At 41.9% G+C, this 18,441-nt stretch carries 16 protein-coding genes; 15 read left to right on the forward strand and 1 reads right to left on the reverse strand.

The window, feature by feature from the left end:
• Positions 1–369: 369 nt before the first annotated feature.
• The 15 genes from DWZ56_RS19615 (at position 370) to DWZ56_RS19685 (ending at position 17,638) form a co-directional block, all read left to right on the forward strand.
• On the forward strand, positions 370–1,050 hold the full coding sequence (locus tag DWZ56_RS19615) for a PspA/IM30 family protein (RefSeq protein ID WP_118558296.1): 681 nt from the start codon (positions 370–372) through the stop codon (positions 1,048–1,050).
• A gap of 18 nt (positions 1,051–1,068) precedes the next feature.
• Positions 1,069–2,049: an SPFH domain-containing protein gene (locus DWZ56_RS19620; RefSeq protein ID WP_118558297.1), complete on the forward strand. Its 981-nt coding sequence runs from the start codon at positions 1,069–1,071 to the stop codon at positions 2,047–2,049.
• Positions 2,050–2,239: 190 nt separating this feature from the next.
• Positions 2,240–5,020, forward strand: coding sequence for an ATP-dependent helicase (locus tag DWZ56_RS19625; protein ID WP_243095382.1), 2,781 nt, complete (start codon positions 2,240–2,242; stop codon positions 5,018–5,020).
• Positions 5,021–5,921: 901 nt separating this feature from the next.
• Positions 5,922–6,188 (forward strand): DUF4366 domain-containing protein, encoded by a 267-nt coding sequence (locus tag DWZ56_RS19630; protein ID WP_442911452.1) that lies wholly within the window; start codon positions 5,922–5,924, stop codon positions 6,186–6,188.
• An 846-nt stretch (positions 6,189–7,034) separates the two neighbouring features.
• Positions 7,035–8,429 (forward strand): 23S rRNA (uracil(1939)-C(5))-methyltransferase RlmD, encoded by a 1,395-nt coding sequence (gene rlmD / locus DWZ56_RS19635; protein WP_118558298.1) that lies wholly within the window; start codon positions 7,035–7,037, stop codon positions 8,427–8,429.
• Positions 8,430–9,269: 840 nt separating this feature from the next.
• A complete protein-coding gene (locus tag DWZ56_RS19640) occupies positions 9,270–9,548 on the forward strand; it encodes a helix-turn-helix domain-containing protein (RefSeq protein ID WP_118558299.1) in 279 nt (92 codons plus the stop codon).
• 9 nt (positions 9,549–9,557) lie between these two features.
• Positions 9,558–10,544, forward strand: coding sequence for a DNA-methyltransferase (locus DWZ56_RS19645; protein WP_118558300.1), 987 nt, complete (start codon positions 9,558–9,560; stop codon positions 10,542–10,544).
• 22 nt (positions 10,545–10,566) lie between these two features.
• On the forward strand, positions 10,567–11,097 hold the full coding sequence (locus tag DWZ56_RS19650; RefSeq protein WP_118558301.1) for a hypothetical protein: 531 nt from the start codon (positions 10,567–10,569) through the stop codon (positions 11,095–11,097).
• Position 11,098: 1 nt separating this feature from the next.
• Complete coding sequence (locus DWZ56_RS19655; protein ID WP_118558302.1) at positions 11,099–13,228, forward strand: DEAD/DEAH box helicase family protein; 2,130 nt, start codon at positions 11,099–11,101, stop codon at positions 13,226–13,228.
• On the forward strand, positions 13,212–13,430 hold the full coding sequence (locus DWZ56_RS19660) for a DNA modification system-associated small protein (RefSeq protein WP_118558303.1): 219 nt from the start codon (positions 13,212–13,214) through the stop codon (positions 13,428–13,430). The genes DWZ56_RS19655 and DWZ56_RS19660 overlap by 17 nt, the downstream gene beginning before the upstream one ends.
• A complete protein-coding gene (locus DWZ56_RS19665; protein ID WP_118558304.1) occupies positions 13,424–15,406 on the forward strand; it encodes an AAA family ATPase in 1,983 nt (660 codons plus the stop codon). The genes DWZ56_RS19660 and DWZ56_RS19665 overlap by 7 nt, the downstream gene beginning before the upstream one ends.
• A gap of 18 nt (positions 15,407–15,424) precedes the next feature.
• Positions 15,425–15,787 carry a hypothetical protein gene (locus DWZ56_RS19670; RefSeq protein ID WP_118558305.1) on the forward strand — a complete coding sequence of 121 codons (363 nt, stop codon included), beginning with the start codon at positions 15,425–15,427 and terminating at the stop codon, positions 15,785–15,787.
• 437 nt (positions 15,788–16,224) lie between these two features.
• The gene (locus DWZ56_RS19680; RefSeq protein WP_118558307.1) at positions 16,225–16,557 is read left to right on the forward strand and encodes a DUF3795 domain-containing protein; all 333 of its coding nucleotides are present in this window, start codon (positions 16,225–16,227) and stop codon (positions 16,555–16,557) included.
• Between the two features lie 224 nt (positions 16,558–16,781).
• Entirely contained in the window at positions 16,782–16,856 is a 75-nt protein-coding gene (locus DWZ56_RS23675) for a hypothetical protein (protein WP_442911453.1), read from the forward strand.
• 212 nt (positions 16,857–17,068) lie between these two features.
• Entirely contained in the window at positions 17,069–17,638 is a 570-nt protein-coding gene (locus DWZ56_RS19685; RefSeq protein ID WP_118558308.1) for a DJ-1/PfpI family protein, read from the forward strand.
• A gap of 592 nt (positions 17,639–18,230) precedes the next feature.
• Here the strand turns inward: DWZ56_RS19685 and DWZ56_RS22990 are convergent.
• The coding region (locus DWZ56_RS22990) for a hypothetical protein (RefSeq protein ID WP_207666317.1) at positions 18,231–18,441 on the reverse strand (211 nt) is incomplete at its 5' end.

The following is an 18,441-nucleotide window of genomic DNA, read 5'->3' on the forward strand; positions in this document are numbered from 1 at the left end:
AGACGGTCCGCAGCCATCAAACAGCATCGGTAATATACCTGACTGACAGGACAAAGGCCGGACGGACTCCGGCATTGAGGCTGAATAGTTACGGCGGGTTATCTTTCGCTCATGAATCTTTTACATGTTATTATATAGTAATGAGAACTATATGACAAGTTTTTTCGACAGAAGGGGCACGAAATCACCTGAAATCATCTCGGAGGTTAGAGAAACTTAATCATTTTTTCTCATTTTTTAGATGACAGGGCAGGTATTAATTGCTATAATTAACGGTAAGATTATTTACGCAAAACACAAGCGGAAGCACGCTGATGCGTGCGCAGGTCATCAACCTGCGGTTGGTGACATGAAAAGGAGGGAAATACTATGGGAATCATTCAAAGATTTGCCGATATTATGTCTGCAAACATCAATGCGCTGCTGGATAAGGCAGAGGATCCTGCAAAAATGATCGATCAGTATCTTCGCAATCTGGAGAGCGATCTGGGCAAAGTAAAGGCGGAGACGGCTGCGGTGATGGCAGAGGAGACCAGATCCAAGAGAGAGCTGCAGGAGTGTGAAGAAGAGATCGCCAAGATGCAGACCTATGCGGAGAAGGCCGTTATGGCTGGCAACGACAGCGATGCGAAGACATTTTTAGAGAAGAAAGCTTCTCTGACAGAGAAAAAAGCCTCCTTGGAGCAGACTTATCAGGTGGCGGCGGCCAATGCTGCCAAGATGAAACAGATGCATGACAAGCTGGTATCCGACATTGCTTCTCTCAACTCCAGGAGAGACGCGATCAAAGCTAAGGTTCAGGTAGCCAAAACGCAGGAGAGGCTGAATAAGCTGGGCTCCAGCATCAACGGCGCGGCGGATAACTTAAACGCTTTTGACCGCATGGAGGCAAAGGCGAACAAGATGCTGGACGAAGCCAACGCTATGGCGGAGCTGAATCAGTCCGCAGAGGAAAGCGACATAGACAATCTGGCTGCCAAATACGACAGTGAACCCAGCAGCGAGGTCGATGACGAACTGGCTGCTTTGAAAGCAAAATTAGGGAAATAATAACAGGAGCGTAATACGATGGGATTATTCGGAGGACAATTTGCCAATGTCGTTGAGTGGGAAGAATACAGAGACGACGTGATCTTTTGGAAATGGCAGAACCGGGAGATCAAAAAGGGCAGCAGGCTGATTATTCATCAGGGACAGGATGCCATTTTCCTGTATAACGGCAAGGTGGAAGGCATATTTACCGATGAAGGGAGCTTTGACATCGAGTCCGACATCATACCGTTTTTATCCACATTAAAAGGCTTTAAATTTGGTTTTAACAGCGGCCTTCGGGCGGAAGTGCTGTTCATCAATACGAAAGAATTTACGGTGAAGTGGGGCACAAAGAATGCCATCAACCTGCCCGCGCAGGGTATGCCCGGCGGGCTTCCGATCCGTGCCTTCGGCACCTTCAACATGAAAGTGTCCGACTATCTGAACCTGATTGAGAAGATAGCCGGCGTGAAGCAGATGTACACTGTGGACAATGTGAAGGAACGGGTAATGTCCATGCTGGATCAGCTGCTGATGAAGTGGATCGTGAAGGAAGGAAAGGATATGTTCAACCTGCAGGCCAATGCCTTTGATATTTCCAGAGGCATCTGTGAGGATCTGGACATGGAGATGAGCAAGATCGGCCTGACGATCACGGGATTCTCCATCCAGAGCGTTTCCTATCCCGACAACATCCAGAAAATGGTGGAAAAGAACGCGGCCAACAGCATGATCGGCGATATGGACACCTATCAGAGGGTGGCGATGACCGATGCCATGGCCAAAGGCGGCAGAGGTTCCAGCGTGGCGGCCGATATGGCAGGCCTGCAGATGGGCATGGCCATGGGCCAGCAGATGGTGAACCAGATGCAGAACGGCGGCAATGCGCAGAATGCGGGCGGCTCACAAAACGGCGGCGCGGCAGCTTCCGGCGGGACCGTGAATTTCTGTCCAAACTGTGGAGCGAAAGCCGAGGGGGCGAATTTCTGCCCTGCCTGCGGACAGAAGCTTAAATAAGCCTGCAGCATAAGAACCTGTTAGTTGTTTACAAACATAAATCCAACCGGAGTGCGGGGGAAGGTTACAGAATGTCCGCCGGCTCCGATTGGATTTTTTGGCGGAAAAGAGACGGGCCGTTCATTTGGCGAATCAGCACACCGGATAAAAGTCAGGCCGTCCATGCCGGCATACAGATGGGAGAAGTAAAATGAGTATATATGATACCTTAAATCCGATGCAGAGAGAGGCCGTATTTACAACGGAAGGCCCGGTGCTGATTCTGGCCGGCGCCGGTTCCGGCAAGACCAGAGCCTTAACGCACCGGATCGCTTATTTAATAGAAGAAAAGAAGGTGAATCCCTGGAACATTCTGGCCATCACCTTTACGAATAAGGCCGCCGGCGAGATGAGGGAGAGGGTGGACAGCCTGGTGGGCTTCGGCTCCGAGAGCATCTGGGTGGCGACCTTTCACTCCACCTGTGTGCGGATGCTCCGCCGTCACATCGAATATCTGGGCTACAGCACCAATTTCACCATCTATGACGCGGACGATCAGAAGACCCTGATCCGCCAGGTCATGAAAAAGCTGGATATCGATCCCAAGATGTACAAGGAAAAATCCATGCTAAGCTACATATCTTCAGCGAAAGACCAACTGATCTCCCCGGAGGAGTTCTCCGTCAAGGCTGCGGGAGACTTCCGCAAGACCAAGATCGCCGACATCTACTGCGAGTATCAGGACCAGCTGAAGAAAAATAACGCGCTGGACTTTGACGATCTGATCATAAAGACCGTGGAACTGCTGAAAAGCAATCCGGATGTCCTGGACTATTATCAGAACCGCTTCCGCTACATCATGGTGGATGAGTATCAGGATACCAACACGGCCCAGTTTGAGCTGGTGCGCCTTCTGGCGTCCCGGGAAAAGAACCTGTGCGTGGTGGGCGACGACGATCAGTCCATATACAAGTTCCGCGGAGCCAACATAGAGAATATACTGAATTTTGAGGAAAGCTTCCCGGGGGCCAAGGTCATCAAGCTGGAGCAGAACTACCGCTCCTCCCAGAATATCCTGGATGCCGCCAACGGAGTGATCAGGCACAATATAGGCAGAAAAGAGAAAAAACTGTGGACGGAAAACGGCGAAGGAACCCTGGTGAAACTGCGCCAGTTCGACACTGCCGAGCTTGAAGCCGCGGCGGTGATAAACGAATTACAGGCCGCACGCGATCAGGGGCTGCCCTATAAGGATATGGCGGTGCTCTACCGCACTAACGCCCAGTCCCGTCTCCTGGAAGAGCGCTGCGTCAACACCGGCATCCCCTACCGATTGGTGGGCGGTGTAAACTTCTATCAGAGAAAAGAAATCAAAGATATTCTCTGCTATCTGAAAACAGTGGATAACGGCATGGATGATCTGGCCGTACAGAGGATCATCAACGTGCCCAAACGCGGCATCGGGGCCACCTCGATCAGCAAGGTGATCGCATTTGCCGCTGCCAATGAGATGAGCTTTTACGATGCGCTCAAAGAGGCACAGATCATACCGGGCCTTGGAAGGGCATCCGCAAAGATCGAGGGCTTCGTATCCCAGATTCAGTCTTTCCGCAGCAAGGTGGAATACTTAAGCATCGCGGATCTGATTCGGGATATTCTTGAAACCACGGGCTATCAGAAGGAACTCACTGACGAAGATACCGTAGAGGCCCAGGCCCGCATCGAAAACATCGACGAACTGGTAAACAAAGCGGTGGATTACGAAAAAACCACCGAGGACAGCAGCTTAAGCAGCTTTCTGGAAGAGGTGGCTCTGGTTGCGGATATCGACAGCCTGGACGAATCCGATGACCGTGTGGTCTTAATGACGCTGCACAGCGCCAAGGGCCTGGAGTTTGAAAAGGTAATCCTAAGCGGCATGGAGGACGGCCTGTTCCCCAGCAGCATGTCCATCAATTCCGATGATCCCACGGATCTGGAAGAGGAGCGCCGCCTGGCCTATGTGGGGATCACCCGTGCCAAAAAGGAGCTGACTATCACCGCCGCCAGGCAGCGCATGGTAAACGGCGAGACCAGATGGTCGAGACTGTCCCGGTTCATCGATGAGATACCGCCGCATCTTTTAAAGGAACAGGATGAGTCTTCAGTCTTTAAGATCAAAAGCTTAAGCGGCTTATCCCGGGAAGAGCTCGAAAAGAGAAAGCGTCAGGCGTATGAGGACAGTCTGTTTGAGTCTTACTTCGGATCCGTCCCGGATGACGCCTTCGATCTGGATGGCGGCAGAGATCCGGTTTCTGGAGATAGTTCAAAGAAGAAACAGTCCCGCTGGGCCGCCGTGCCGCCCGATGAGTCCTGGTGGCCGCAAGAGGAGGAATCCTCACTGAAACGCAGAAAATCGGGATTTGGAGAGTCACGGTTTGCAGCGGGTGAGGGGGGAGAAGCCCAGGAAACGGCATTTGGTAAAACTGGGTTTTCAAAATCTCCGTTTTCGAGAAATACGTTTGGCGGCGATGATTCAGATGAAAATCCGTTTTTGGATGATCCTTCATCGGGAGATCCGGCAACGGGAGATCCGTCGTCGGAGAGGGTACCGGGTTCATTCAGCCGTATGGGAGCTTCCGGCCAGGCGTTTTCCGGTTCTTTTGCCGCGGGTGCGGGAAGAGGTGTAGGTGCAGGAAGGGGCGTCGGTGCGGGAAGGGGTGCCGGTGCAGAAAGGGGTGCCGGTGGGCGCGGCAGCGCGGCAGCGAGTCCCTATGCGGCTCCGGGGGCTAATTTCGGAGGCGCCTATATCGGCAAGCAGTTTACCGTGAACCGCGAGAGCAGCCTGGATTACGGAGTGGGAGACCGGGTGCGCCATGTGAAATTCGGAGAGGGCATGGTGACGGATATCCTGGACGGTGAACGTGATTATGAGGTGACCGTGGATTTCGATAAGGTGGGGACGAAGAGGATGTTCGCTTCATTTGCGAAATTGAAAAAGGTCGAGGAGTAGAGACGGGAAACATTGTCGTAAGAGCAGCCGACGGAACTGATGCCGGGAGAATAAAATCATGTGGAAACAGGATACTAATACTGTGGATAGCAGGGGTTAATTCGGGCGGTTGTGTGGGTAAGGGTATTCGGTATACGCTCTGTATGGAAGAAAAAGGTTCGCTTAGCGCCAAGTTTCACATCGGATGGATCTACGGTGCTTCCTGACCGGCTGTTACGGTCAAAATCGGTCACAAAGATGCACGGTCTTAGCTGCTATGATAAATTATTTGGGCAGAGAATGTATGACTAAATGGGAGTGGAATTTAAATTTTCATTTGAGACGATAGTTACTGTATCCCTTGAAGCCCGCCGGTACTTATGCTGTGTATTTTACAGCATTAGTACCGTTGTGCGCTTCACGGAGCGAGAGTGCGTCCCCGTGAGGAATATACCCTGCCCTGTCTTGCGCGGGAATTTTACGGTAACTGTGAACAGGCGATAAATTTTTGTGGCTAAGTTTTATGGATAGATATAGTAAATTCCGTTAAAGGATGATATAATAATACCTATCTGGAAACGATATAGGAAGTGATGCCGTTTTTGACAGACATTTCATTTTCATAGAGTGTGTTTCCGCTGGATAAAATATTCATAGTCATTCCCCATAAGCCTGAGGGACTATATCAGGCGGCGGGATATGCACAGGAGCGCATGGCAGGCATTTGAAATCGGTAAGAGGATTTTATAAAATGAAAATGTGCACTTCTGTTCTAAAGCATACAGATATTGTTGTTATGCTGTAACGGCATAAGAGACGGCAGTATTTTAAAACACGGAGCAGTTCAGGCAGCATGTACTCAATGAAACTGCGGAAAGGGGTATCGATGCTGGATCAGATTCAGAAAGGATGGAAGACAGAAATGGGTAAATTAGAAGAATTGATAAGCGCAACAAAGCTGAACGACTTTTTAAAGAAAAATGAAGAGCAGGAAAAGAAGAAAACCGTCATTTTATGGGTTTTCGCAATCGTTGGTGCCGTAGCGGCCGTAGCGGCTATCGCATATGCCGTATACCGCTTCCTGACACCGGATTATCTGGAAGACTTTGAAGACGATTTCGATGATGATTTTGACGATGACTTTTTTGAAGACGACGATGATGAACTCTTCGAAGACGAGGACGAATAATCATCGGATGAGTTTCCCATGAGACTGATGTTTCAGCGATAGAACACAGGGGCAGACCCCATGTGCCGCCAGGAGGGGCACATGGGGTCTGCTTTTGCGTTTTTGTGTTCGGAATTAGGCGGTCAATGTTCATGGCGTTCACGGCTATACTCTGCCCCGCACTGCGCTGCTTGACCGGCAGCCGCCAACAGTAACATAAGGCGGTGGGGATTATGAGGATTATAATGTATATTGTCGATATAGGTTGAAAGATGTAAGGAATGTATGGTATAATTTGTAAATAGATTCCATAGCAATAGGCGGTATTAGAAGAATGAGGGACAAAGATAAGCAAATGAGGTACAAATTGATTGTTTGAAAAAATATAATGGAGAAATGAATATATTTAAGAATATTTTAGATATGCGGTATTACGAGGCGGCGACACTAATTTTTATGACTTTCCCTCCAGTAAAATTTCAATCCACGTTACCGCGTGATAGCAACAATCAATAGATGATATGAACTCAAGACAGCAACAATTTCGGTCCACTTCGACCCAATCTATCATGAGGCCGTGACAGATTGCCACAGATGTCTCATGGGAACGTTAGAGATATTCAATCATATATGCAAATAGATGATAAGCAGTATATTTGTATACAGTATTAAAATATTACATTTTTTGTGCTATATTTCCTCTGTATTATGTCCCCTCTGTATTATATCCCCTCAATAGGGAAGAGGCAGATCTGCCAAACGGATGCTTGATCATTATACAGCTTTAGAAACAAGAGGATAAAGTCTCAACTGGCTGTTGGGCGCTGAAACCCTCCACTTATATATTAGGAGCAGAAAGGAAAAGTTATGAAAAAAGGTGAAGTTTTTGAAGGTATTATAGAGAAAACAGAATTTCCGAATAAGGGAATTTTACATATAGAGGATCGCAAAATTTTGATTAAGAATACCCTTCCAGGCCAGAAGATCCGTTTTTCGGTCTTCAAAATACGAAAGGACAGAGCGGAAGGCCGTATACTGGAGATAATCGAGAAATCTTCTACGGAAACCGTACAGGATGTCTGCCAGCATTTTGGCAGCTGCGGAGGATGTTTGTACCGCACACTGCCCTATGATCAGCAGCTAAAGCTAAAGGAAACTCAGGTAAAAGAACTTTTAGAGGCGGTTGTACCGAATCTGGATTTTGAAGGAATATCCGGAAGTCCCTGTGAATGCGGTTATCGGAATAAGATGGAATTTTCTTTTGGAGATGAGTTTAAGGATGGGCCGCTGGCGCTGGGCATGCATAAACGGGGAAGCTTTTATGATATCGTAACGGTGTCCGACTGTCGGATTGTGGACGAAGATTACAGAAAAATACTGAATTACACAAGAGAATATTTTCAGAGCACTGGCCTGCCCTTTTATAAAAAGCTGCAGCATACCGGCTATCTGCGTCACCTTCTGGTCCGCAAGGCGGCGAAAACCGGCGAGATTATGGTGGTTCTGGTGACAACCAGCCAGTGGGAAGAGGAGAAATACGGCGGGCAAAGTCAACTGCTGGAAGCCTATGCCACCGGATTAAGAGAACTCGAATTGCAGGGAATCTTAACAGGGATCCTCCATACGGTAAACGACAGTCTGGCTGATGTTGTCCAGAGCGACAGCACCGAGATCCTATGGGGCAGGGATTACATCATAGAAGAACTGCTGGGACTGTCCTTTAAAATCACGCCATTTTCCTTCTTTCAAACCAATTCACTGGGTGCGGAAGTTCTGTACAGTAAAGTCAGAGAGTATATCGGTGATACAAAAGGGCGCCTGGTCTACGATTTGTACAGCGGTACGGGAACGATAGCTCAGATTCTGGCCCCGGTGGCCGATAAGGTGATCGGAGTAGAGATCGTTGAAGAGGCTGTAGCAGCGGCAAGAGAAAATGCCGGACTCAACGGTCTTGCTAACTGCCGCTTCATTGCCGGCGATGTTTTGAAAGTACTCGATGAGATAGAGGAAAAACCGGATCTGATCATACTGGATCCACCGAGGGAAGGGATCCATCCGAAGGCCCTGCCAAAGATTATTGGGTACCAGGTGGAGCGGATTGTGTATGTGTCGTGCAAGCCGACTAGTCTGGTGAGAGATTTGGAAGTGCTGCAGGCGAATGGGTATGAAGTGGTGAAGGGGTGTGCGGTGGATATGTTTCCGGGGGCGGGGCATGTGGAGACAGTAATACAGATGCGGAATTGTGGTTTGAAGGAAAAATAAAAGGTTAAACCACAAGATATAGTGGTTTTTGGCGAAAAACGGGGGGGGGGAAACGGGCAGAAATTGGCCGATTATGGAGGCTGCTGAAAAAGTACGTCTCTAACGAAGAGGCTGATAAACCATTTATATCAACCTCTTCAGTTTTTTATATTCATCGTCGAATACAGTGGGTTAAACCTACATTTTTTAGCTTTTTCCTTTCCTAAGACTTTGTTTCGTTTGTAGTTAGTGAAAAAGAGCGTACTTGCCCCTTGGATGGTTATTCCCAGCTTTCCATATCCGCTCGCTATTTTATATCCATGTTGACTTTTTAGTTCCCAATTTTTCGCTTTTGGGACTTTTCAGCAGCCTCCGATTATGACCCTATTTTTTGCCTTTCTATAGATGTGAGAGGTATTGGGTAGAAAGAATGCTAAAATTATGAGTGTAAATTTTCTTTATAAACTGGCGTTATATTAGGCTTATGGAAGGGCAAATAAAGTCTTTATTAAAGTATTGGCTTGCGGGCATTCATCCACTGTCATTTTGGCGGACAATGTGGTGATGTGGAGCACGTGCTTTTACTTTGGAAATTTAATTTATAGCCCCCAAATCTATCACAACTAATCCTAACTAATCCAAAAAATAACATCTATTTGGTAATGCGGTGATTATGTTTGCGATCCCATACAGAAAATTGATTGTTGTAAAGGATTCTGTTATGATAGATAAGTATATCTAAATCGTGTCGATTATCATTTCCTTTGCTAGCTAGTTTACTAGGTTTGATAATTAAGGGTACGATAATATAACAATATTTTAATATATTTCCCATTGTAGGGTTAGACAGGAGGTTGGTGAATGAATTTTGCCTATAATAAATTATGGAAGCTGTTAATTGATAAAAATATGAATAAACAAGGACTAAAGAAGATAAGTGGAATAAGTTCCGCCTCCATTGCTAAATTAGGAAAGGGTGGAAATATTATAACCGATGTGTTACTGAAAATCTGTGAAGCACTTGAGTGCGGTATATCTGATATTATGGAAGTAGTAAGAGAAAGTTCGGAGTCTACTACTAGCAAAAGAGGTACTGCTAATTGCATAAAGAAGAGTGCCAGATATAAAATGGTGAGGTAGAGTTGACAAATGATTAAAGAACAGAATGATAAAAAAGTAGCAATAGATTTGTTTGATGGATATTTGTCATATGCAACTGAATATGGTAAGTGCCTTTGCGGTGATAGTTTGGAGATTTTAGATAAGTTTGAAGATAATAGTATAGACTTATTGATTACTTCTCCACCATTTGCACTTCAAAGGCAAAAAGAGTATGGAAATCAAGCTCAAAATGAGTATGTAGATTGGTTTTTGCAATTTGCTTCAGTTGCTAGGCATAAGTTGAAAGATGCAGGAAGTATGGTTATTGATTTAGGTGGATCCTATTGTAAAGGTAGGCCTGTAAGATCTTTATATCAGTATAGGCTTTTAATAAAAATGTGTGATGATTTACAGTTTAATTTGGCTGAAGAGTTTTTTTGGTACAACCCATCAAAGCTACCTTCACCTATTGAGTGGGTCAACAAGAGAAAAATACGTGCAAAAGATAGCGTAAATACAAATTGGTGGTTTTCAAAAACAGATTATCCAAAAGCTGATGTAAAAAAAGTGTTAAACCCTTATTCAAAATCTATGAAAAAGTTATTAAGTAGTGAGGGGACTTATTATATTCCAAATACTGATCGCCCCTCAGGTCATAGAATGAGTGATAAATTTAATATAGATAATGGCGGGGCGATACCATCAAATTTATTACAAATATCGAATACAGAAAGCAATGGTCATTATTTGAACTTTTGTAAAAAAATAGGTACAAAAGGCCATCCAGCTCGTTTTCCGATAGCTTTACCTGGATTTTATATTGATTTTTTGACAGATGAAGGGGATTTAGTTGTGGATATCTTTTCTGGATCTAATACTACAGGATTAGCTGCAGAGCAACGTAAAAGAAAATGGATTACAATAGAATTGAATCAGGAATATATGGCTACAAGTGTATTACGTTTTTCGGATACTGAAACTCAAGCAAAAGAAAGATATGAAAGTCTTATGAATGGGCAAAGCCTTGTATTGTAAAATATAAATAATGGAGGTTTATATGAGTCAAAAACTAAGTCCGACAGTATTACATAAAAAGTTTATTGACTCGTTGGGGCAATATGTAAAGTATTATAGTAATATTGAAGACAAGCCTCTTATTGTGACATTAAAGTCTCCCTATAATATTACTCTTAAAGTCTATTTATATAATTGTACTAACCCTTCGGGTGCTAAACAGGCTGGAGAATATAAGAGTCAGCTTATTTTGCCAGGACAAAAACGTCATACACGTGGTAAATTTGAACTTGAATTAGGAAAGAAAACTTTACTTGTCGGGTTTGCCACAATTACAGGAGATATTGATGATGGGGTTTTTGTGATATGGGATTTGCGAAAGCATATGGAATTTGCATATAGCACAAATGTGCAAGTTAGCCTTAAAACCTTACTCCGCGCATATACAGAACATATGTTTTGCATGAAAAAACGAGGAAACGCGGAATGGATTGTAGTATCACGTCCAGATAAGTTGATTTTTGCTATTCAGGAACGTATAAATCTTGATATTAAATTGTTGTTAGAGGGATGATATGACACTTTCAAATTATGATTTTAAGAGTTCATATAATCGTATTGATGATGATATTGCTGAGGAGTTTTATTTGCCTTGTATGCGAAGTTCAGTTAAGTATGATAGAATATCTGGATTTTATGGCAGTACAGTTTATATCATAGCATGGAAGGCGCTTAAAGAGTTTATTAATAATCAAGGAGAAATGAGAATTGTATGTTCTCCGGTACTATCCGATGATGATAGAAAAGCAATGGAAGAGGGAGAACAGGCCAAACAAGATGAAATATTAGAGGAATCTCTAAAAAAAGAATTACAAGATATGCTTGATGACGAAAATTTAAAGCTACCAGCGAGATTATTGGCGTGTATGATCGCGAGTGGTATAATTAAACTGAAAATCTGTATTATTAAAGATATAATCCACCCTTCAATTAGGAGCATGCTTCATGATAAGACTGGTATTTTTTATGACGCTGATGGTAATGCAGTTGGTTTTAGAGGTTCTTTTAATGAGACTTATAAGGGCTTGTCAAATGACGGTAATATTGAGTCCACAGATGTTTTTCAAAGTTGGGATGGTGGAAAAGAAGCAATAAGAGTATCAGATGCTATTGATTTGTTCAGTCGTATTTGGGATGGAGAAGCAGGAGAGAATGTAAAAGTATATGATATTCCAAATGCAATTAAAGAGGCTATTTTTCAACAAGCCAGTCAATCTGACTTTGAATTATTGCTGGATGAAATTCAAACACAAATTTCAAATGAAGAAAAATGGAAACCTGGTTTGAAAGGACGAACACCTCGAAAACACCAAATTGTAGCTCTTGATCACTGGATTGCAGCAGGTAGAAGAGGAATACTTAAGCATGCAACCGGTAGCGGAAAAACATTTACAGCTATATGTGCTATAAGAGATTCTCTTGTAAGAGGTGAAACGATAATTGTCTTTGTACCATCTAAGGAATTGTTATATCATTGGAAGAAAGAAATAAAGACAAGTATTCCTGATTTAGATATTTTCTTTTTGTTATGCGGTGATAATAATAATTCATGGCGGAACTTGAATGAACTCGACAAATGGACGAATAAAAATAATAGAGTATATAAGATTGTTATTGCAATGATGACCACAGCAGCAAGCGTTGATTTTATATCTAATGTACATGGTGGTGAACATCTTTTTGTTATTGCTGATGAGGTACATAGACTTGGTAGTAGGCAGAGGCGTAACGTTTTTAACATTATTTCAGGACCTAGATTAGGTTTATCAGCAACACCTGAAAGGTATGGTGATCCAGAAGGAACGAATGCAATATTTGAATACTTTGGTGATATTATACAACCAGAATATTCTCTTGAAGATGCAATTAAAGATCATGTGTTAACTAGATATTTCTATCATCCACAACAAGTTTATTTGAGTCCTCCAGAGCAAGATGAATGGAATTCGGTATCAGCAGAAATATCAAAATTATTTGCTAGACAGGCTACTAATGATAAATCAATGACTGATATAATGTTAAGCAATCCACATATTAGTCAATTATTAATAAAGCGTGCGAGGATATTAAAGAATGCGGAGAATAAAGTAACATTAGCAATAAATATCTTAAAGCAACATTTTAAAGTCGGACAAAGATGGATAATTTATTGCGATAATCAAAATCAGCTTAAAACTATAAGGAAAATTGCGGAAGCAGAAGGATTTGATGCATTTGAGTATTTTTCAGAGATGGAAGGAGATCGAGATGAAACTTTGAAATATTTTTTGCGTCATGGTGGAGTGTTAATTTCTATTAAGTGCTTAGATGAAGGCGTTGACGTCCCATCTACCACACATGCACTTATACTAGCATCTTCAAAGAATCCCAGAGAGTTTATTCAAAGAAGAGGACGAGTTTTGAGGCAGAGTCCTGGAAAAACATTTGCTCATTTATATGATGCGATAACTCTTCCGAATGGAAAAATCGAAGAGTTTGATAAAAGTAACAATATTGTAACGGGAGAGTTGTCTCGTGCAATTCAATTTGGTGCTTGGGCTGAGAATCCGAGTTGTATTACAGATCTTAAACTAATAGCTATTGATTATGGAATAAACTATATGGATTATGTGTATGGGGGAATAGAAAATGATGAACACGAATGATAACTTGCAAAAAATAATGTTAACGTTGGAACGGATTCGAAGTGAGAAATATCCTCATGTTTCAAAAGAAATAGTTGAAAATATTATAAATATTCAATTTGAAAATCAGGAAATGGATAGTCGCCATACTGGTCGTGCAACAACACATCAAGTTATTAGAAAATATATTGAAGAACAAAGTCAGGGGGTGAAAAAATGTTAAGGTTTGAGCAACTTATGATTAATAATTTTGGTCCGTTTAAAGGAGTACAAGAACTTAGCTTTGGTGATAAAGATGGTGTGACTATAATTTGGGGAGACAATGGTCAAGGTAAAACCACTTTGCTGAATGCATTTAGGTATGCGCTATATGGGCATATAAAAGATCGTCGAGGCTCCTCTACTGATTTTCTTATTCTTTCAAATATTGAAGCAGTTGAAGAAGGCATTTATGGTTTTTCTATTGTTTTGAAAATGAGTAATGGTTCCGATAAATATATTCTTACAAGAGATGTACATCCAAGGGATGGAGTTATAAAGCCTAAAACTAATGAGGATTTTGTTGAGGATTGCTTCTTAAAGAAGAATGGAAATATTCTCTCTGTATCTGATAGGGAGCATGAATTAGCACTTATTATGCCAACTGATATTTCAAGGTTTTTTTTGTTTGATGGTGAGCTATTACAGGAATATGAGGCCTTACTTGATGAAAATTCCAATGATGGAGTTTTAATTAAAACAAGTATAGAAAAAATACTAGGGATGCCAATTTTGACAAATAGCGCAAAAGATTTATCTGAACTTGTTTCAGAGTATATTACTGCCAAAAATAAAGCAGCTCAGAATGATAAAAATACATCTGAGTATGCTCATGCTATGGAAACTCTAATTGATCAAATTGAAGGCCATAAACTTGAGGTTGATAGACTTGAAGAACTTTTAGAAAAAGAAGTTGATAAACTTGAAGCTGTAAAGAAAAAAATGTCCAATACTGAGAAACTTAGGAACTTATTATCCAGTGAAGCAATAGAAATTCAAGCTATTGAGAGTTCGAAAAAGAGACGAGATGAGATAAAGGCAGATATTAATGTAAAAATGAAGAATGCGTGGCAAGGTATGTTGCAGCCTGTTATATCCACTATGGTTGTTGATATTAGAAACAAACTGGGAGAATATAATAAGAAAAAGGCTACCATACAAGCAAGCCAAACTACAATTAGAGAAATAGAATATGCAATAAAGTTGCATAAGTGTAGAATATGCGAACGGAAGGTTTCAGATGAGTTAGAAACATTTTTAAGAGAAAAGTTGGAATTAATTAGGAATGAAACGATGCTGCTCTCTGATGAAGAAAAAAATGAATTAAATTCTTTACAAATTAGACTTAATGCTTTTCAATCGATTAATTTACAAAATGATGGCCCATTAATTAAGAGTAAAATTGAGGATTTAAATAAAGCAGAAATAGAAATTACTGATGCAGAGGGACGTTTGAGCGATATAAAAAAAGAACTTAAAACATATGGTGATTATGACCCAGATACACCAACATTAGCAAATGATTATTCTATCTGTCAAGCAAGGATAACAGAATTAAAAACTGGTATAAAAAATGAGAAAAAGGCTATAGCAGAAGCGATTATTACAAGCGATAAGCTTGATAAAAAGATAAGCAGCTTATCCAAAAACAAAGATGTTTTAGCTGCTAATGAAAAATTAATACTGTGCCAAGACATAGAAAGAGTTTTTGAGTTGGGTATAAACCAGTATCGTAATAGTCTTAAGTGTAATGTGGAATCAGATGCTTCAAAGCTTTTTGCGAAAATGAGTTTAGATGAAGATTATGAGAAATTGGAAATTGATGACAACTACGGATTAGAGATAATACATAAGAAAGGAATTAAAGTACCAAACAGGTCAGCTGGATTTGAACATGTTGTTGCACTTTCTTTAATAGGTGCACTTCATAAAAATGCACCGTTACAAGGACCAGTTATTATGGATTCGCCATTTGGCCGATTAGGTATAAAACATAAGGAGAATGTTACAGTTAACCTTCCTGCTCTTTCAGGTCAAGTTATCTTATTAGTTTATGATGGGGAAATTGATCCAGCTAAGTCTAGGGAACTATTGGGAGGAAATTTATTGAAGGAATATAGATTGGAAAGGGTATCATCGTTCCATAAACGAATATGTTGAGAGAAGGAGAAAGGTATAATGGCTGATATTGTTGATATTGCATTATCTACTGAAGCTTCAAGGATAGCAGATAGCATACTTGAAAAAGAGTTATTTAAAAATAAGTCGGATGTGATGACATTTGCGGCAGCATATATGATAAAGCATTATTTTGATGAATTTGATCCCTCTACATATTATCAATCTGATAATGATGGGTCGAATTATAGTTATAGTACATTTGATTCTGATGGAAAATGGTCAACATTAATAAAAGCACTATATCCTAATGCGGATACTCCGTACTTGTTTTTGCGTGCACTAATGAATCAAGGACTTATTTCATTGAGCCAAAGGATGAGAGAAGAACCTGAATTCTCTCTGTTAAGCGAGATTAATTAAGAGTTCATGGAAGAAATACAGTGTTAATAATAAAGCTCTTGAAGGGTTGAGACTCAAAGGTTTTATTGTAATAACATTTTTTTGTAAGTAGGTAATCACTCGTACCTTGATTTTTCGTTCTGAAGCCTTCCGGTAGGTTGTCCGACCACGGAAGCAGCCGGTCCAGCTCCTTCAGCTTCGGAAAGGGTCCCATCTGCCGTATCTGATCCAGTATGTCAGGTACACTGTGAGACAGCACATTCAACTAACTTCGGAAAGAACCCACTTGGTGCTTACAACAAACAGGGTTATGAACAGTAGCATAAGTAATGAAACGAAATGAGCGGTTTGACACTTCCATGTGCTCATATTAAAATAAAAAAAACTGGTTATGGATTTGTACGCCTTAGGCAGAGAAGGCGTACCCGGCAAATCGAAATTTCAGGAGGTACATAAGTTTGAAGAACATGATTGCATACTGTGGGCTGGACTGTGAAAAATGCGACGCATATCTTGCAACAATCAATGACGACCAGGCGTTGCGTGAGAAAACTGTAAAACTATGGGCGGAGTTAAATAATGCCCCCATTCTGCCTGAACATATCAACTGTGAAGGTTGTCGTGTCGATGGGGCTAAAACGGTATACTGCGATAGTCTCTGCGCGATTCGTCAGTGCGCGCTGAAAAAAAGTGTGGCTACATGCGGCGATTGCCCGGAGCTGGAAAAATGTCAGACTGTTGGAATGATTTTCTCAAACAATCCTGACGCGCTGAAAAACCTCAAAAGATAGACTGCATAGTTCTTACTTGACCTTGAAAGCAGAAAAACAATATGTTTGAAAGAATTGATTCCTGATTGGTGGGGTGCCGAACGATTTCATGTTGTCTGACAAATCTAATTCGAAGATTAAGAGAAATTATTTTGATATTGAGGAGAAACAGCGAATGGAGATTAAGAGATATGACAGAAATTTTTCAGTGTGTAAGGTATCTGATTTTAGCGGAGTGAATCTAAATTGATGAATTTGTCTTTATCGGGAAAACCGATGACGAATTATCGGTAGTATGCTGCACAGAAAACATACCGTAAAATGCCGTGGCCAGAGATGACGGATGGAAAATGATGAGGATTAAGGGCGTTCTATGCCCAATACAAAATTATTAAATGATACAATCCCCGTTACCAAACATAAATGTCTCAATTTATTGAGATGTGGAAGACCGTGCCGGGCGAGGGATGCTTTTTGACCGTTAAGTCAAGAAGATGGTGAGTGAAATAAATCAGGAGTTGCGGAGGTAATTATGAAAAAGACAGCAGTGTTAGTGTATGATTCGTTTTGCAATTTTGAGGTTAGTACAGCACTTGAAATTTTGGCTTTAGCTCAAAAAGAAATAACAGTCTTTGCAGCAACAAATTTACCGGTTAAGAGTGAAGATGGTCTAACTATTGTTCCGGATATGGTATTGGCCGATTTGAATGTTGATGAATATGATAGTTTGTTACTTCCAGGAGCATCGGATATTCGAGAAGCGATTGAAAATCCCGATATCATTAAATTCATAAAAAAATTTAGCGGCAAGATAATTGGCGCAATTTCTATTGGTCCGATTATGCTTGTCAAAGCAGGACTGTTAAATGGCAAATCGTTTATGGCAGGAACAAACAAAGAAGACATTATAGAAGAAGGTTTTTCAGAAGAAGAATTGCAGGGAATGATTGGTTGGGATGACAATTTAGAAAATCCGATAGAAGAAGGATATATTGTCACCGATAAAATAATAACATCCATATCATATAATTTTGTAAAGTGGGGATTAGCCTTTGGAAAAATGGTAGGAATTGATGTCAATCCAAAGACATTTGGTATTTGACAGCTTCCAGTTTGCCGGGTTGATTTAACTTCGCCTTATTGGGTATAAGGCGTACTCTCTCTTTAGCTGTTTTTAATAGTGGCAAGCAGTGATAACGGTACACACCGTTGAGCGTTTGCCCATTTTCCGCTACGCGATAACTGATCCAACCGCCTGTCGGGCGCTGTCTTTAATCCCTCGGCAAGGGCCGTCGACACTGCCTTGCGAACGCTTCATAGGTGGAGCGGCTACGCGCCCTTTCGGGCGCTGAATACGGGAGGTTTAACCGGTTGGAAAAAGGGGAGTATCACTCACGTTTGGAAGCGTCCGTAGGATGTGCAACCGCCCCGTTAGGGATGATGAAAATCACTGCCGCTGGCTTTTTTGGGGATCTGGGTTCCAGTACCCAATAAGCATTTTGTAGGAGTGTATATATTCCTGCTCTGTTACCACGATTGTTTTGAGTAGGATTGGGATTCCCGCCACGCATAAAGACGGCCTTGGCGTGAGATTGTGACCAAGTGGTATACCAACAGATGTCAGCAGGCCACACAAGGGCTTGCTGTTATTTTGTTTTGTGGTGCCCAACTTTACAAAGCTATGATGTTACAGATTATGCCGCCTTATTCGCTGGATTTGAGGAAATGTCCATTTCATGTTGCCGGGGAGTGGAAACAATTTGGCAACCCCATACTTTTTTGAAGAAGGGATACTTCGGGGCAAAAGAGGAAAGTTGTTTAAATTCTAATAGCTGTATGATATACTTATGAAGTAAGCGCCAAATGTTAGGGTACCCCAACACATCTACCCTGACACCAACATGT

The organism is Lachnotalea sp. AF33-28, assembly GCF_003477885.1.
Taxonomy (GTDB): Bacteria; Bacillota; Clostridia; order Lachnospirales; family Lachnospiraceae; genus AF33-28.

Bases quoted from the DNA above. Each gene is read 5' to 3' on its own strand.
- DWZ56_RS19620 (WP_118558297.1), top strand. From the start codon at position 1,069: ATGGGATTATTCGGAGGACAATTTGCCAATGTCGTTGAGTGGGAAGAA.
- DWZ56_RS19625 (WP_243095382.1), top strand. From the start codon at position 2,240: ATGAGTATATATGATACCTTAAATCCGATGCAGAGAGAGGCCGTATTT.
- DWZ56_RS19615 (WP_118558296.1), top strand. From the start codon at position 370: ATGGGAATCATTCAAAGATTTGCCGATATTATGTCTGCAAACATCAAT.
- DWZ56_RS19650 (WP_118558301.1), top strand. From the start codon at position 10,567: ATGAGTCAAAAACTAAGTCCGACAGTATTACATAAAAAGTTTATTGAC.
- DWZ56_RS19640 (WP_118558299.1), top strand. From the start codon at position 9,270: ATGAATTTTGCCTATAATAAATTATGGAAGCTGTTAATTGATAAAAAT.
- rlmD (WP_118558298.1), top strand. From the start codon at position 7,035: ATGAAAAAAGGTGAAGTTTTTGAAGGTATTATAGAGAAAACAGAATTT.
- DWZ56_RS19660 (WP_118558303.1), top strand. From the start codon at position 13,212: ATGATGAACACGAATGATAACTTGCAAAAAATAATGTTAACGTTGGAA.
- DWZ56_RS19645 (WP_118558300.1), top strand. From the start codon at position 9,558: ATGATTAAAGAACAGAATGATAAAAAAGTAGCAATAGATTTGTTTGAT.
- DWZ56_RS19630 (WP_442911452.1), top strand. From the start codon at position 5,922: ATGGGTAAATTAGAAGAATTGATAAGCGCAACAAAGCTGAACGACTTT.
- DWZ56_RS19665 (WP_118558304.1), top strand. From the start codon at position 13,424: ATGTTAAGGTTTGAGCAACTTATGATTAATAATTTTGGTCCGTTTAAA.
- DWZ56_RS19685 (WP_118558308.1), top strand. From the start codon at position 17,069: ATGAAAAAGACAGCAGTGTTAGTGTATGATTCGTTTTGCAATTTTGAG.
- DWZ56_RS19655 (WP_118558302.1), top strand. From the start codon at position 11,099: ATGACACTTTCAAATTATGATTTTAAGAGTTCATATAATCGTATTGAT.
- DWZ56_RS19670 (WP_118558305.1), top strand. From the start codon at position 15,425: ATGGCTGATATTGTTGATATTGCATTATCTACTGAAGCTTCAAGGATA.